The following is a 14,281-nucleotide window of genomic DNA, read 5'->3' as shown; positions in this document are numbered from 1 at the left end:
GCGTGCTCAGGCCGCCTGTTCGTGCGCTGCCGCGTGGGCGGCGTGCGCCGTCCTGTGCCCGACTGCGGAGGCGGCGACGAGCGCGTCCTGCGTAGCGTCGGCGGCATCGAATTCAGCGGTGACACGGCCGTTCGACATCACGAGAATACGATCGGACAAGGCCATGACCTCTTCCAGATCGGACGTCACGAACAGCACGCCCAGTCCCCGGCCGGCGAGGTCGCGCATGACCTTGAAAATGTCCGCCTTCGCGCCGACGTCGATGCCGCGGCTGGGCTCGTCCATCAGCAGCACTTTTGGCGTGGTCATCAGCGCACGCGCGATCACCACCTTCTGCTGATTGCCGCCGGAGAGCGAGCTGACCGGCAGCCGCCAGTCGGCGACCTTGATCGCGAGGTCGCGAATGTAATCGAGCACGGAGCGCTGCTCGCGCCGCGGATCGATGTGGAAACCTCGCGCATGTGCCGCGAGACTGGACAGCGTCATGTTCTCGCCAATCGACATGATGGGCAGCAGTGCGTCGGCCTTACGGTCCTCGGGAATGAGCGCAAGGCCCTGCACGACGCGCCCCGCGATCGGCTTGCCGTCGAGCGCCTTGCCGTCGAGCACGACGCTGCCGGTTGCGTGAGGATGCACGCCCAGGATGCATTCGAACAGCTCGGAGCGCCCCGCCCCCATCAGTCCGTAGATGCCGACGATCTCGCCCGCGTGAAGCGATAGCGACACGTGATCCACGAGCAAGCCACTGCCCTTGCGCGGCAGCGTGACGTCGCGCAGCGTCAGCACCTCGGCGCCGCGCGTGTGGCCGACGGGGCGCGAAAAGTCCTTCGTTTCGCGGCCCACCATTTGCCGCACGATCCACGGCACGTCGATCTGCGCCATCGGTTGATGGCCCGTGATGAGGCCGTCGCGCAGCACCGTGATGTAGTCGCCGATCCTGACCAGTTCTTCGAGCCGGTGCGAGATGTAGACGATCGAGACGCCCTGCGCCTTCAGCTCCGCGATCACGCGAAACAACACGGCCACTTCCGCCGCGCTGAGCGCCGAGGTGGGTTCGTCGAGGATCAGCACGCGCGCGTCGTGGGCGAGTGCCTTCGCGATCTCCACAAGTTGCTGCTGTCCGATGCGCAGATCCTCGACCAGCGTGTCGGGGCTGAGGTCGAGTTCGAGCCGCGCGAGCAACGCGCGCACTTTCTCGCGCTGTGCGTCGGCGTCGATATCGATGCCGCCACGCGTGATTTCGTGCGCGATGAAGATGTTCTCGGCGATCGTGAGGTTCGGAAACAGGTTGAGTTCCTGAAAGACGATGCCGATGCCGAGGCGCAGTGCCTCTGCGCTGCTGGCCGGTGCGACAGGCTTGCCGTCCAGAACGAGATTCCCGCTGGTTGGCTGCTCCGCGCCCGCGATGATCTTCATGAGCGTGGATTTTCCCGCGCCGTTCTCGCCCACGAGCACATTGACTGCGCCACGCCGCACCGCGAAGTTCACGCCCTTCAGGGCAACCGTGCCGGGATAGACCTTGGTGACGTCCTCGACCTGGAGGATCACGTCCGCATTGCTCGCACCGGTCATGACTTGCCCCCGACCGTGACCGCGAGCGGCACGATCTCCGGCTGGTCGCTCGACGAGTCGTACGAGAACGACCCTGTTACGGTAATCGGCTTGCCTTTCAGATCGTTGCGCGGCAGCGGCTTCAAGACGTGATTCGCTGCGTACGCATTGAGCGCCGTGCCAAACTGCGCATACTCGATCTGGTTGCGGAAATTGCTGAACGAAATGAAATCGAGCGAATCGCGCAGTGTGGTGCCGAGCACCGTCGGGCCGATGTCGACGATCACGCTCGCCTGCCCGCTGCCGTCGACGTCCACGCCCACGGTGCCCTGGCTCGACTGCGTGTCCACGTCCACGATGGTGCCGTGAAGTGTGGTCGGAAAATTCCACGGCGCGCCGTCGTCCTTGCCGCGGTAACCGTACTTGTGGCCTGCGGCGTCGGGGTCCGCCTTGATCGCGTCGCGCAGCGTCCGATAGTCCACCGCGCGCTTTTCGATGTCGGGCACGATCTTCGTACTCCACATCGACGCCACCATGGCGTTCGGGTCGTAGCCCGCCGACGCATAGTTGTCGTGCGATCCACCCGAGCCCTGCAGATCACTGTTCTTCACCAGCTTGCAACCGTGCAGCGCACCGCTCGCCACAACGGCAATGACCGCGTACCGAAGCACTCCCATGCATAACCCCATGTGGTTACGGATGTCCTTGCGGAGCGCGCCGCGCCCCGCTCGTGCAATGCTTGTGCTACCGATGCGCGCCTTAACGCAAGGCGAACATGTCGAGCTTGCCGGCGTTCGTCTTCGTGATGAGCGAGCAGTTGATGAGCTGCTTTTCGGGCTTGCCCGTCGCGCCGGTCTTCAGATACTTGTCGGCCTGATCGACCGCGTCGTTGGCCGCTTCGGCCGCTGGCTGCAACACCGTCGCGCGGATGTCGCCACGCTTGATCGCGTCGCGCACATCGTTGCTGCCGTCGAAGCCCACCACGATGATGTCGTTGCGCTTCGCAGCTTTCAACGCGGCTGTTGCGCCCATCGCCATGGTGTCGTTGCCGGCTATCACGCCCTTGATGTCGGGGTGACTCTGCAGGATCGATTCCATTACCGTGTAGGCTTCAGTCTGACTCCAGTTCGCCGATTGACGCTCGACCATCTTCATGTTCGAAAACTGGTCGATCACGTCGTGATAGCCCTTCGAGCGGATGCCGGCATTGATATCCGCCTCGCGGCCGACGAGCTCCACGTAGTTGCCTTTCTCGCCCATCGCCTTGACGAAGGCGCGCGCGCCGAGCTGCGCACCCTGGTAGTTGTTCGAAACGATCTGTGAGATCGCGATGCCGGTCGCGTTGATTTCACGATCGATCAGGAACGCCGGAATTTTTGCGTCCTTCGCCTTCTGGACTGCGGCGATGGACGCCTCCGAGCCGGCGTTGTCGAGAATGATCGCCTTCGCCCCGCGGGCGATGGCGGTGTCGATGAGTTGCGATTGCTTATTGGCGTCGTCGTCGTGGACCAGCACGATGGTGTCGTAGCCGAGCGCCTTGGCGCGCGCATTCGCCGTGTCGGCTTCCGCCTTGAAGAAGGGATTGTCGTGAGAGGGGGTGATGATGGCGATGAGATTGGCCGCTTGCGCGACGCCCGCCGTGCCGAGAACCGCAAATGACATCAACGTCGACGCAAGCCAACGCTTGGGTGCCTTCATGATGCTGTCTCCTGTCTGGTTAAACGCCTTTGTCTGACTACAACCAGCTGACGGTCGCGATTGCTTTGCAACACTCATCACTTATGCCGTCATGAGGTCATCATACCAGTAGGCGCGGGTTCCGCTATGTTTTTAGATCCAGGGTTTTCTCTCATCTCGCACAAGTGGCAGAATCGGCACTTATATCCTGCCCAGGTTAAAGACTGATAGGTCCCGGGCCCGCTCGGCGCGCAGCCCGCTTGCGCGCCCATCGCGCGCCTTCTACGCTTTTTATTCCACTTCCCACTTCCGGCCTGCAATGAAGTCCCATCGGCATACCATTTTCACGGCGCTGCTCGCGGCCGCCCTGTTCGGCATCACCACACCGCTCGCCAAGGCGCTGCTCGGCAGCATGTCGCCGTTCATGCTCGCGGGACTCTTCTATCTCGGCAGCGGCTCGGGGCTCGCGGTCGTGCTGCTGTTGCGCCGCCTTTCGGCGCGCCGCAGCGACTCAACCGCCGCGAATCAGCCCGCACACGACCCGCTGCGCCTGGCCGAACTGCCATGGCTTGCCGGTGCGATCGCCGCGGGCGGCGTGGCGGCTCCCGCCCTGCTCATGCTCGGCCTGAACACCACACCCGCCGCCACGAGCGCGCTGCTGCTGAACCTCGAAGGCGTGCTGACGGCGCTCATCGCCTGGGTCTGCTTTCGTGAAAACTTCGATGCGCAGATCGCCCTGGGCATGCTGGCGATCGTGGCGGGCGGTGTGCTGCTTTCGTGGCCCGGCGCGCATGCTGGCGCTGCTGTGTCCGGCATCGCGCCCGGCGCGCTGCTCGTCGCGCTCGCGTGCCTGTGCTGGGCCATCGACAACAACCTCACGCGCAAGGTTTCGACCAATGACGCGATGGTCGTCGCCTGCACCAAAGGGCTCGTCGCCGGGCCGGTGAATATCGGGATTGCGCTCGCCGCGGGCGCGCACTGGCCCGCCTGGCAGGCGGTCAGCGGCGCCATGGCCGTGGGTTTCGCGGGCTATGGCGTAAGCCTCGTGCTTTTCGTCATCTCGCTGCGCCATCTCGGCACGGCGCGCACCGGCGCCTATTTCTCCGTGGCGCCGCTCTTCGGCGTGGCGCTGTCACTGCTGCTGTGGCCGGAACGCCCGGCGCTCGCCTTCTGGCTCGCGCTCGCGTTGATGGCGTTTGGCGTCTGGCTGCACGTGCGCGAACGTCACGACCACACGCACACACACGAGCCACTCGATCACACCCACGCACACCGGCACGACGAACACCATCAGCACGAGCACGACTTCGCGTGGGACGGCTCGGAGCCGCACACGCACGCGCATCGTCACCTGCCGATCACGCATAGCCACGCGCACTACCCCGACGTGCACCATCGGCACGCGCACTGAGGGCCGCACGCGTCGCGGCCACTTCCTTCGCAAACGACGTCAAGATTTCCCAGGACCGCCACACGTGGCGCGCGCACGATGCACTCTTCACACAAAACGAAGGAGACAAGTGCGATGGCTACCGTCTACCGGGACATTCCCGTTGAAGCCTCGGCGCAAGACGTCTGGGCCGCGCTGCGCGATCCCGCCAATGTCGACCGCGTGTTTGCCGGCGTGCTGACCGGCGTGCGCATGGAAAACGACGTGCGATGGGTGACGTTCGCCGACGGCACCGTGATCGAGGAGCGCGTGATCGTCGTCGACGACGCGCACATGCGCCTCGCCTACACCGTGTGCGGCGGACGCTTCGAGCATCATCACGCGACGCTTCAGGTCGTGCCGGATTCACCCGCTTCGCCCCAGCGTTGCCGCGTGGTCTGGGTCAGCGACTTCAAACCCGACGAGCGAATCCAGTTGGTCGAGCCGCTCACGGATGCGGGCTGCGCGGCGCTCCAGCGCAATCTGGCACAACGGTGAGGGTGTCCGCCGGGGGTGGTCGTCGTCGCGAAACGCCACGACACGCTCGCTCGGGCATTTACACCGCTCACCCTGGAGACGGGTTTCATTCATCGCGCCAATGATTGGCGCTTTTGCGGTTGCGCAGGCCAAACTCAGGGACGTTGGGCGCGCTGGACAGTTAGTTGCGAACGTAGGTTGCAACCAAGCTGACAAAACGCCGAGCCCAGGCGGCGGGCTATCCCGAAACACACTGTGCGACGGCGCCCATACCGGCACGCCATTTGCGATCACAATAGTGCCAGATGACTCGACACTGGGAGCCGCAATGCGGGTAGGTAAATTAACGTTAGCCGTGCAATCCATCGCCGTCTGCGCGGGCCTTGCGGGAACACCGGCGGCACACGCCGCAGGCACCTTCGACGGCGACTGGAACGTGACGCTCACCTGCCCCAAGGGCGCCGACGGTGCATCGGGCTACCGGTATCAGTTTCCCGTCGAAATCCAGCAAAACGTTCTCCACGGCGAACATGGCGAACGAGATGCGCGCGGCTGGCTCACGCTGGACGGCAAGCTCGAACCCGACGGGTCTGCCACGCTCGTCGCCCAAGGTCTGACCGTCTCACCCCCCCACGCCAACACTCAGGCGCCCTATTCGTATGAAGTCAGCGCGCAGTTCGACGCGACTTCAGGTAGCGGCTCGCGTACGACTTCGCGCAAGTGCGACTTTGTGTTCGTAAAGGAATGACTGCGAGGATGGCTGGCGGCCCGGGCAAATCGGCGCCAGAAAAGAAAAAGCCCGCTGAGAGAGCGGGCTGAATCCATATCAGGAGGAGACATGGAGGAGACGGGTTAAGTGTAGGGTTTTCCCCTAAGCTGTGCAACTGTTTTTTTCACGATCTTGCCGCAGCCTGCTTCGGCCTCAATCGGCGCGCTTTTCCCGCTGAACCGCGCCGAAATGGAACGCAAGAAAAAGCCCCATAACGAGCCCGCCAGCCAGCACCGCCACGATGTCTTCGCGCGTTGCAGGCTGCTGAAGACGATGCGCGCCCAGCGCGAGCGCAATCGCGATATTCACGAAGCCCCAGACCACATTCACGATGGGCGACGAGTCGCCCCGCCCTCTCGGACGCGCGAAGGGCGTGGGAAAAGGCAGCCCCTGCAGGCCGGAAGCCAGATGTGGGATCGCGTTGCAAAAGAACGCGCCAGCGAAAAAGAGCCACACGTACGGCATGTCGTAACCTCGAACGTTCAACAGAAAGGGGCAGCGTGACGACGGCATCGGCGGCGACCGCCGCACCATAATGCGAGGATATTCTCGCAAATTATAGTAGAGAGTAACCTCGCATAAGTCAATTCACCGGGAAGCGGCAGGCCCATATCTATCGGTTCTTGCGCTTGTCTATGGAAGGCATCCCACGTGCTAATATGCGAGGAATTCCTCTCATATCCTCGCATTTGAAGAAAACGCCATGACGTCCTCCACACCCGCTGCGGAAACCGCGCGCCGCACCGAGCCCAAACGCGAACGCGGCCGTCAGCGCGTGGCCGCGATCATGGACGCCGCGGTCGCCGTCTTCACAGAGAAGGGTTACGACGCTGCCACCATGACCGAAATTGCGGCGCGCTCGTCGACGGCGACCGGCTCGCTGTACCGCTTCTTCCCGACCAAGGAGGCGCTGGCCGAAGCGCTGCTGCTGCGCTACGCACAGCAGGCGAAGAACGGACTCGCCGAACTGGAGCAACAGGTTCCGGAGATGACGCTCGCGGCCGTTGCCGATGCGCTCGTCGATTTCGTGCTGCTGTTGCAGTCACAACGCAGCTTCGCCGTTGCACTCGTCGATGCCCGCAGCGGCAGCGACGACCACCGCAAGCGCTTTCGCGAAGCGATGCGCGGTGGCGTCGCCGGCATCCTGACCCGCGCGATAGCGCATCTCAAACCGGCCAGGGCAAAAGTCATGGCGATCGTGCTGATCCATATGCTCAAGGGCGTCGCCGGCATCGTCAACGAAGAACCATCGGCGCGCGCCGTGCTCATGGCCGAACTGCGTGATCTCGTGCGCCTGTACCTCGTTTCGGCCGCGGAGCGCGCTGGCGACAAATAGCCTGCCGTCGGGGCAAAGCCGCTTCAGACGCGCATGATCTTTGTGCGCTACCATCGCTGCATGCCCGAACAACCGCTACCTGCACGCGCGGCTGCCGTGCCGCTCACCGCCACGGCGCAGCCCCAAAGCCCCTACGCCACCGCATTGGCGGGTGTGATCGCGCTGCTCGCGTGGGGAGCGCTCGCTGCGCAAACCGACATTACGATCCAGCGCATGGTGCTGCGCGGCTTCGACACGTTCGAGGCCATCGGCAGGCTTTCGGCCTACCTGACCAATCTCACCGTGTTGCTCGTCGCGCTCACCTTCACCTGCATCGCGCTACGCGCTCGCTCGTGGCCGGCACGCTTGCTCCGCGCCCCGGCCACAGTGAGCGCGGTAACCGTGTATATCGTGTTCGTTGGCATTGCTTACAATCTACTGCTGCGGCATCTCTGGACGCCGCACGGTTATCGCGCGCTGCTCAACGAGAGCCTGCACAGCCTGATCCCGCTGCTATGCACGGCGTATTGGCTGCTGTTCGTGCCGCGCTTCACCCTTAGCGCTCGCGATCGCCTCGCCTGGCTCGTCTATCCGTTGGGCTACCTTGTTGTCACCTTCTGGCGCGGCAGCGAGACCGACTTCTACCCCTATCCGTTCATCGACGTCGCTCAGCTCGGCTATGCGCACGTGCTCGTCAACAGCGCCTTGCTGCTCGCCGCCTTCATGGTGCTGATGACGGTCTTCGTGACGATCAACGCGCGCAGGCACCCCGCCGTCGTGGCAAACGAAGGCCTCGCCGTGACCGACTTGCAGCGCCCTCACTAACTCGCGGCTTCCTGACCGATCCCATGCCTGTCTATATCGCCCTGCTACGCGCCGTGAATGTCGGCGGAACCGGCAAGCTCCCCATGCCCGAACTTCGCGGCATGTGCGAAGCACTCGGGTTCACGCAAGTGCGCACCTATATCGCGAGCGGCAACGTGGTGTTCGAGAGCCGGCTGGGCGAAGCATCGGTGAAAAAGAAGCTCGAGCAGATCCTTGAGGCTTATGCAGGCAAGCCCGTTGGCGTGGTGGTGCGTACGGCCGTGGAATTGGCCTCGGTGCTGCAGGGCAACCCGTTTCCCGCTGCCGCGCCTGATCGCACCGTCGCCATCTTTCTCGACACGCCGCCGCCCGCGGACGCATTCGATAACGTGAGCGGCCAGGCGGCGGAGGAATTCCGCCTGGGCACCCGCGAGATCTATGTGTTCTACAAGGACGGCATCGGGCGCTCGAAGCTCAAGATCGCGGCAGCAAAGGCTGGAACGGCACGCAACATGAATACCGTGGCGAAGCTTCTGGAGATGGCGCAAGCGTGAGCCGCCCTGTGAAGCACAGCCAAGCCCTCACTTCAACGACCAAAAGAAAGGCCCATGATTACCTGCTACCTGCGTTACGTCATCGATCCATACCAGCTCGTAGAATTCGAAACGTACGCCAAAATGTGGATTCCGCTCGTGGAGAAGTTTGGCGGCACGCATCACGGCTACTTCCTGCCTTCCGAGGGCGCCAACAACATTGCGCTCGCGCTCTTTTCGTTTCCGAGCCTCGCAGCCTATGAAACGTACCGCGCCGATTCGATGAAAGACGCCGAATGCCAGGCCGCATTCCGCTATGCCGCCGATACGCGTTGTATCGTGAGTTACGAGCGGAGTTTCTTCAGGCCGGTGTTAGCGTAGCGTAAATGCAGCGACGCATCGCAGCCGATACAGTGTGTGACCCGCTACGCGTCACCCTCGGCCAGTCGCCGCCGCCAAAGCCCCCTGCCGCGCCTCCCCGCTCGCCTGCGCCGGATCGCCTTCGCTCGTATCGTGCAGACGGTCCGGAATGAACAGCGCCATCACGCCGCTCAGGAAAAACACCGCGCCAACCACGAGAAAGCCCATGCCGATCGAAAACTGCGTCGCGATATAACCGATCACGACAGGCGCCGCGCCCGAACAAAAGCGCCCCACGTTGTACGAACCGCCCACAGCGGTGCCGCGAATGCGCGTTTCGAAGCTCTCCGACATGAACGTGCCGATCGTGCCCAGCGGCACGCCATAGAGAAAGCCGAACGCGAGCATCAGCCACGCAATGTTCTCGCGGGTATGCAACAGCACGATCACGGGAAGAAAGACGGCCGCGCCGATACAGCCCAGCACATACACGCCACGACGGCTCCAGCGATCGCCCAGCCAGCCCGCCACGATCTTGCCGATGAACGCAACGACCCACGTCGCCGTCATGTAGCCCGTCATCGCACTGAATTTGATGTGCAGTTCGCTTTCCAGATACGTCGGCAACCAGTTATTCAAGCCGTAGAACCCCGACAGCGCGAACACGGAAGCGAGCGACCAGAAGATGAACATCCTGCGCGCCTCACGGTCCGCGAAAATCAATGCGTAGCGGTTGTCGTGCCAGCGGCGGCCGCTCGGGCGCGCCGCGGCCTCGCTCATGCGCCAGCTCGGCGGCTCGGGCACGAAGAAGTGAATCGCCACCGCGAGCAACACGGGCGCCGCCGCCACATAAAACAGCATGCGCCAGCCGTAGTGCGGCAGGATCCAGGTGCTGAGCGCGATCACCGTGATATAGCCAGCGGAAATCGCCGTCTGCAACATGCCGAGTATCAGCGAGCGCCGCGCCATGGGCACGTATTCGGCCACGAGCGTGCTCACCAGCACCATGCAGCCAATGCCCATCGAACTGATGAAGCGCACGACCGCGAATTCGAAGAAGCTGTGCGTGAGACCGAGCAGGCCCGCGCCCACCGAGAACAGCATCATCGCCCAGACCACCACGCGCACGCGCCCGAACGAGTCGCTCGCCCAGCCGCCAAGAATCCCCCCAATCGCCATGCCGAGCAGCGTCAGGCTGCCGAGCGCGCCCGCCTCGACATTGGTCAAGCCGAATTCGCTCTTGATACGCGTGAGCGTGAGGCCGTACATCATGACGTCCGCACCGTCGACCAGCAGCGCGAGATAGCCGAGCGCGAAAACGAGCAGCCAGCGATTGGCGTTGCCTGCGGATGTCGTTGTCTTCATCAACATGGGTCCTGCGATCAGGGGCTTCAATGAGCAGCAAAAGACATGCCGTGCGCGACGAGCGCCGGCGCGAGAAACGCACCGAGCAGCAGGCCCATTTCCTCGTGTTGCGCGGCGTACCAGCCCTCCACGTGCGTCAGGTTCATCGTCCCGACACAACGGCCGTTATAGGCAACGGGTATGTTCAGTATCGAGCCTAACCCCATCGCCGTCATCACCGCGTGATCGTCGAAGGCATCGCGCAGGCCCTCAGGCGTCGTCGCGCGAAACGGTTCGAGATCCGAAAGAATGCGCTGTGCCCAGGGCGTGCCGCTTTTCCGCTTGCGTCCGCCCGGAGGGTAGACATCAGGCATGTTCGTGAACACGCGCTCCACCTCCTGGTTCCCGGCGTCATAGGCCATAATCGTGAAGAGGCGAAAACCGATGGCTTCGGCGGCGACGGCGCACACTTCGCGGAAAATCGCGTCCGGTTGCCCGGGCTGGCGAATGACGTGCGAAAGGCGCGCGAGTGCGGCGATTTCGCGTTGCAGCGCATAGGGCTCGTTCACGTGCGAAGGGGGCGTTTGCATGGGGCGTCCGAGAGTGAGAGTGGCGCGTGCTCAGCCGCGCAGCCCGTCGCGGGCGAGCGGCTTGGGCGCATCGAAGTCCGCTTGTGCACCGCTCGCCTCGATGTCTTCGAGCGAGCGATTGCGGGTTTCGATGCCGAGGAAAAACACGACGCAAGCGCCCGCTAGCAGCACAGCGGTCGTCATGGCGAACACACCGAAGAAGCCGAACGCCGGATACACGAGACCGACCAGAATCGGCGCGCTCACCGAGCCGATACGACCGAACGAAGACGAAGATCCCGTGCCGGTCGTGCGCACGGCTGTAGGGAAGACCTCCGGCGTATAGGCATAGACGCCCGCAAAAGCACCATTCATGAAGAACGAGAGACACACGCCCGCCGCCGTGATCTGCACGCCCGTATGCGAGAAAGCCAGCGCAATCGCGGCGAGGCCGCCAAGCGTCATGTAAGAGGCCACGACGCCCTTGCGCCCAATACGCTCATTGAGCCATGCCGCCGAGAAATAGCCGGGAATCTGCGCGCCGTAGATGGCAATCGAATACCCAAAGCTCTTCGTGAGCGTCAGACCTTCCTTGACGAGCAGGCTCGGAATCCAGGAGAAGAACGAGTAGTACGCGAACGCCACAGAGAACCACATTAGCCAGCTCACCGCGGTCGTGCCCACAAGGCGGCGCGAAAACAGCGTCAGCACGTTCTGCACTGCGCTGCCGCTGCCCTGCGCTGCGGCGGGAATCGCGCCCACGGAACCGGGCGGCGCGAGCGCTATGCCTTCCTGCTCGTAGCGCGACTCGATCGCCCGCACGATGCTGTCGGCTTCGGCGGAGCGTCCGCGGCTTTCGAGCCAGCGCGGCGACTCGGGCAACGTCCTGCGCCACCAGAGCAGCATCACGACAGGGAGCGAGGTCAGCACGGCGAGATAGCGCCACCCGTCCGCGAAATTGCGCACGACGGTATAACCAAGAATCGACGAACTTAGATATCCGAACGACATGAAGCCGACGAGCGCGCCGCAGAACATGCCGCGATAGCGCCGCGGCACGAATTCCGCGAGGAACGGCGCGATAACGACCGTTTCCGCGCCCGAACCGAAGCCCGCGAGCATGCGCAGCCCGAAAAACGTGTGCCAGTCGTGCGCCGTAGCACTTGCCATGGATGCCGCGCAATAGATTGCCAGCGCGCTCATCATGATGCGGCGACGGCCAATCACGTCGGCCAGCACGCCCGAGAGAAACGCACCGAAAAAGTAACCGATATACGTGCTGCTGGCGACGAGTCCCGTCTCGGCGCTCGTCAAATGCCATAGCTTGCTCACGACAGGCAGCAAAAAGGCGAGCGACGAAGAGTCCAGCCCGTCGAACATGTAGCCGAGCCCGCCGATCAGCAGCAGTTTGCGATGGAAGCCCGCGAGCGGCAGTCTTTCGAGTCGGGCAGCGACGGTGGACATGGTGGGTCGGTTCCGGTTGAGCGTGGCGGGTGTTCAGCGGCCGATCGCGTAAGCCTGCATCTGGCGCGGCGTCGCCGCGCCGCGCATGAGTCCGTTGCGGATGCCCACCGCGCACACGCGCCCAAGCCCCCATGGCTCGGCCACAGTGAGATCGTGGCCACGCGAGCGCAGTTCGGCGAGCGTCGCTTCGGGAAAGCGCGACTCGGCCGACATCTTGCCGAGCTGCATCGAGCGCGGATAAAACGAGCCGGGGAAATGCGCGGTCTGGAACGAAGGCGCATCCACGGCGGCCTGCAGATTCATGCCCGCATGCACGTGCCGCAGGAATAGCTGCATCGACCATTGATCCTGCTGATCGCCGCCGGGCGTACCAAATGCCGCATAGGGCTTGCCCTCGCGCGTGATGAGCGTGGGCGAGAGTGTCGTGCGTGGACGCCGGCCCGGCCCGAGCGACGAAGGCAAGCCCTCTTCCATCCAGAACATCTGCGCGCGCGTGGTGACGTTGAAGCCGAGACCGGGAACCGCCGGCGACGCCTGCAGCCACCCGCCCGATGGCGTGGCCGACACCATGTTGCCCCAGCGGTCGACCACGTCGAGATGAACGGTATCGCCGCGCAATTCGGGCAGCGGCGCGAACGTCGGCTCGCCCTGCCCGAAGCCGCCTGGCTGCTGCCGGCCCGCGTTGGCGAGGATGCGTGCCGCGCGCGTTTCGCTGTCGAGAAGCGGCCCGGGGCGGAACTCGAACGAGGCCTTGTGCGGATCGACAAGACGTCGACGCGCGTCGTTGTATGCGTCGCTCAGCAGCGTTTCCATCGGCACGTCGGCAAAGCGCGGATCGCCATAGAACACGTCGCGGTCGGCAAACGCGAGCTTCGACGTTTCGATGACCGTATGCACGAAATCCGCACCGAACGGATCCATCGCGTCCAGATCGAAGCCCTTGAGGAGCGCAAGCTGTTGCAGGAACATCGGCCCCTGGCCCCACGGTCCTGTCTTGTGCACACGCAGGCCGGCGTAGTCGTACGAGAGCGCTTCCTCGTAGGTGGGCTCCCAGCGCGCGAGATCGTCCGCGTTGAGCAGGCCGCGATTGCGGCGACCCGAGGTGTCGAGCACGTCGGTCGAGCGGAAATATTGGTCGATTGCGTCGGCCACAAAGCCGCGGTAGAACGCCGAGCGCGCGAGCTCGCACTGTTCGGCGCGGTCGCTTTTCGCGCTCGCCTCCCGCAGGATGCGGCGGTACGTGGCTGCAATGGCGGGATTGGCGAACAGCGCGTTCGGGGCGGGGGCGTCGCCGTTGCGCAGCCATTGCGCGGCGGAGGTCGTCCATTCGCTGAGGAAGAAGTCCTTGATCGCGAGAATCGAGGCGCACATGCGCGGCAGCACGGGGTAACCGTTCTCCGCATAGCCGATCGCGTAGCTCAGCACGTCTTCGAGCGGCAGTTGCCCGTAGTCGCGCAGCATCGTCATCCATGCGCCGAATGCGCCTGGCACCACGGCGGGCAACAGGCCGGTGCCCGGCACGACTTCGAGCCCGAGCGCGCGCATGCGTTCGATCGTCATGGCTGCCGGCGTCACACCCTGGCCGCACAACACGCGCACGCGGTCTTCGCGCACGCTGTAGAACACGACGGGCAACTCGCCACCGGGACCGTTGAGATGTGGCTCGACGATCTGCAGCACGAAGCCGGCAGCCGCCGCCGCGTCGAACGCGTTGCCGCCCTTCTCGAGCACCGCCATCGCCGACGCGCTGGCGAGCCAATGCGTGGACGCCACCATCCCGAAGGTCCCAATCAGCTCCGGACGCGTTGTGAACGACATCTTCCACTCCCTGTACGAAAGGTTCGGCTCGCAAGTCGAACCTTTCATGATTGGTTCCAAAACCTTTCACAATCAGGATACGAAGGAAGATTTTTTGCCGCATCCGGTGTTAACCCTGTAATTTCGACGGAATCTCACAGCTCCAGTCGATTTTGGCGATCTCGCGGTTGC

At 63.8% G+C, this 14,281-nt stretch carries 15 protein-coding genes; 7 read left to right on the top strand and 8 right to left on the bottom strand.

The annotated features are described in order from the left end of the window. Positions 1 to 6: 6 nt before the first annotated feature. The 3 genes from E1N52_RS20180 to E1N52_RS20170 all read right to left on the bottom strand — a co-directional run bounded on the left by E1N52_RS20180 (position 7) and on the right by E1N52_RS20170 (position 3,249). On the bottom strand, positions 7 to 1,572 hold the full coding sequence (locus E1N52_RS20180) for a sugar ABC transporter ATP-binding protein (RefSeq protein WP_133184496.1): 1,566 nt from the start codon (positions 1,570 to 1,572) through the stop codon (positions 7 to 9). Further along, positions 1,569 to 2,228: a DUF2291 family protein gene (locus E1N52_RS20175; RefSeq protein ID WP_133184495.1), complete on the bottom strand. Its 660-nt coding sequence runs from the start codon at positions 2,226 to 2,228 to the stop codon at positions 1,569 to 1,571. Before E1N52_RS20175 ends, E1N52_RS20180 begins: the two co-directional genes overlap by 4 nt. An 82-nt stretch (positions 2,229 to 2,310) precedes the next feature. Further along, positions 2,311 to 3,249, bottom strand: coding sequence for a D-ribose ABC transporter substrate-binding protein (locus E1N52_RS20170; RefSeq protein WP_133184494.1), 939 nt, complete (start codon positions 3,247 to 3,249; stop codon positions 2,311 to 2,313). A gap of 298 nt (positions 3,250 to 3,547) precedes the next feature. Here E1N52_RS20170 and E1N52_RS20165 point away from each other — a divergent pair, with 298 nt between their 5' ends. The 3 genes from E1N52_RS20165 (at position 3,548) to E1N52_RS20155 (ending at position 5,882) form a co-directional block, all read left to right on the top strand. Beyond that, positions 3,548 to 4,639: a DMT family transporter gene (locus E1N52_RS20165; protein WP_133184493.1), complete on the top strand. Its 1,092-nt coding sequence runs from the start codon at positions 3,548 to 3,550 to the stop codon at positions 4,637 to 4,639. Positions 4,640 to 4,753: 114 nt separating this feature from the next. After that, the gene (locus E1N52_RS20160) at positions 4,754 to 5,155 is read left to right on the top strand and encodes an SRPBCC family protein (RefSeq protein WP_133184492.1); all 402 of its coding nucleotides are present in this window, start codon (positions 4,754 to 4,756) and stop codon (positions 5,153 to 5,155) included. A gap of 334 nt (positions 5,156 to 5,489) precedes the next feature. Next, complete coding sequence (locus tag E1N52_RS20155; RefSeq protein ID WP_133184491.1) at positions 5,490 to 5,882, top strand: hypothetical protein; 393 nt, start codon at positions 5,490 to 5,492, stop codon at positions 5,880 to 5,882. A 174-nt stretch (positions 5,883 to 6,056) separates the two neighbouring features. On the opposite strand, the gene E1N52_RS20150 is transcribed toward E1N52_RS20155, so the two are convergent. Next, the gene (locus E1N52_RS20150; RefSeq protein ID WP_133184490.1) at positions 6,057 to 6,368 is read right to left on the bottom strand and encodes a hypothetical protein; all 312 of its coding nucleotides are present in this window, start codon (positions 6,366 to 6,368) and stop codon (positions 6,057 to 6,059) included. 238 nt (positions 6,369 to 6,606) lie between these two features. Here E1N52_RS20150 and E1N52_RS20145 point away from each other — a divergent pair, with 238 nt between their 5' ends. The 4 genes from E1N52_RS20145 to E1N52_RS20130 are packed head-to-tail and all read left to right on the top strand — an operon-like array spanning position 6,607 to position 8,936. Next, the gene (locus E1N52_RS20145) at positions 6,607 to 7,239 is read left to right on the top strand and encodes a TetR/AcrR family transcriptional regulator (protein ID WP_133184489.1); all 633 of its coding nucleotides are present in this window, start codon (positions 6,607 to 6,609) and stop codon (positions 7,237 to 7,239) included. 60 nt (positions 7,240 to 7,299) lie between these two features. Continuing rightward, the gene (locus E1N52_RS20140; protein ID WP_133184488.1) at positions 7,300 to 8,043 is read left to right on the top strand and encodes a Pr6Pr family membrane protein; all 744 of its coding nucleotides are present in this window, start codon (positions 7,300 to 7,302) and stop codon (positions 8,041 to 8,043) included. A gap of 23 nt (positions 8,044 to 8,066) precedes the next feature. Continuing rightward, positions 8,067 to 8,576 carry a DUF1697 domain-containing protein gene (locus tag E1N52_RS20135; protein ID WP_133184487.1) on the top strand — a complete coding sequence of 170 codons (510 nt, stop codon included), beginning with the start codon at positions 8,067 to 8,069 and terminating at the stop codon, positions 8,574 to 8,576. 54 nt (positions 8,577 to 8,630) lie between these two features. Continuing rightward, positions 8,631 to 8,936 (top strand): NIPSNAP family protein, encoded by a 306-nt coding sequence (locus E1N52_RS20130; RefSeq protein WP_133184486.1) that lies wholly within the window; start codon positions 8,631 to 8,633, stop codon positions 8,934 to 8,936. A 51-nt stretch (positions 8,937 to 8,987) separates the two neighbouring features. Here the strand turns inward: E1N52_RS20130 and E1N52_RS20125 are convergent, their stop codons facing one another. Genes E1N52_RS20125 through E1N52_RS20110 form a run of 4 tightly spaced genes read right to left on the bottom strand, consistent with a single transcriptional unit; the run spans position 8,988 to position 14,110 of the window. Next, positions 8,988 to 10,280, bottom strand: a complete 1,293-nt coding sequence (locus tag E1N52_RS20125; RefSeq protein ID WP_246089147.1) for an MFS transporter — start codon at positions 10,278 to 10,280, stop codon at positions 8,988 to 8,990. Positions 10,281 to 10,306: 26 nt separating this feature from the next. Then, positions 10,307 to 10,849, bottom strand: coding sequence for a GAF domain-containing protein (locus E1N52_RS20120; RefSeq protein WP_133184484.1), 543 nt, complete (start codon positions 10,847 to 10,849; stop codon positions 10,307 to 10,309). A gap of 30 nt (positions 10,850 to 10,879) precedes the next feature. Further along, entirely contained in the window at positions 10,880 to 12,292 is a 1,413-nt protein-coding gene (locus tag E1N52_RS20115; RefSeq protein WP_133184483.1) for an MFS transporter, read from the bottom strand. Between the two features lie 33 nt (positions 12,293 to 12,325). Beyond that, positions 12,326 to 14,110, bottom strand: coding sequence for a gamma-glutamyltransferase family protein (locus tag E1N52_RS20110; protein WP_133184535.1), 1,785 nt, complete (start codon positions 14,108 to 14,110; stop codon positions 12,326 to 12,328). Between the last annotated feature and the right edge of the window lie 171 nt (positions 14,111 to 14,281).

Source organism: Paraburkholderia guartelaensis (assembly GCF_004353905.1).
GTDB classification, from domain to species: Bacteria; Pseudomonadota; Gammaproteobacteria; order Burkholderiales; family Burkholderiaceae; genus Paraburkholderia; species Paraburkholderia guartelaensis.
Note: the sequence above shows the minus strand (reverse complement) of the source record. Positions and strands in the feature narration are given on the sequence as shown.

What these genes read in the sequence shown, in the direction of transcription:
- E1N52_RS20165 (WP_133184493.1), top strand. Translation starts at nt 3,548, where the DNA reads ATGAAGTCCCATCGGCATACCATTTTCACGGCGCTGCTCGCGGCCGCC.
- E1N52_RS20160 (WP_133184492.1), top strand. Translation starts at nt 4,754, where the DNA reads ATGGCTACCGTCTACCGGGACATTCCCGTTGAAGCCTCGGCGCAAGAC.
- E1N52_RS20150 (WP_133184490.1), bottom strand. Translation starts at nt 6,368, where the DNA reads ATGCCGTACGTGTGGCTCTTTTTCGCTGGCGCGTTCTTTTGCAACGCG.
- E1N52_RS20180 (WP_133184496.1), bottom strand. Translation starts at nt 1,572, where the DNA reads ATGACCGGTGCGAGCAATGCGGACGTGATCCTCCAGGTCGAGGACGTC.
- E1N52_RS20175 (WP_133184495.1), bottom strand. Translation starts at nt 2,228, where the DNA reads ATGGGAGTGCTTCGGTACGCGGTCATTGCCGTTGTGGCGAGCGGTGCG.
- E1N52_RS20120 (WP_133184484.1), bottom strand. Translation starts at nt 10,849, where the DNA reads ATGCAAACGCCCCCTTCGCACGTGAACGAGCCCTATGCGCTGCAACGC.
- E1N52_RS20145 (WP_133184489.1), top strand. Translation starts at nt 6,607, where the DNA reads ATGACGTCCTCCACACCCGCTGCGGAAACCGCGCGCCGCACCGAGCCC.
- E1N52_RS20125 (WP_246089147.1), bottom strand. Translation starts at nt 10,280, where the DNA reads ATGAAGACAACGACATCCGCAGGCAACGCCAATCGCTGGCTGCTCGTT.
- E1N52_RS20110 (WP_133184535.1), bottom strand. Translation starts at nt 14,110, where the DNA reads ATGTCGTTCACAACGCGTCCGGAGCTGATTGGGACCTTCGGGATGGTG.
- E1N52_RS20170 (WP_133184494.1), bottom strand. Translation starts at nt 3,249, where the DNA reads ATGAAGGCACCCAAGCGTTGGCTTGCGTCGACGTTGATGTCATTTGCG.
- E1N52_RS20130 (WP_133184486.1), top strand. Translation starts at nt 8,631, where the DNA reads ATGATTACCTGCTACCTGCGTTACGTCATCGATCCATACCAGCTCGTA.
- E1N52_RS20135 (WP_133184487.1), top strand. Translation starts at nt 8,067, where the DNA reads ATGCCTGTCTATATCGCCCTGCTACGCGCCGTGAATGTCGGCGGAACC.
- E1N52_RS20140 (WP_133184488.1), top strand. Translation starts at nt 7,300, where the DNA reads ATGCCCGAACAACCGCTACCTGCACGCGCGGCTGCCGTGCCGCTCACC.
- E1N52_RS20115 (WP_133184483.1), bottom strand. Translation starts at nt 12,292, where the DNA reads ATGTCCACCGTCGCTGCCCGACTCGAAAGACTGCCGCTCGCGGGCTTC.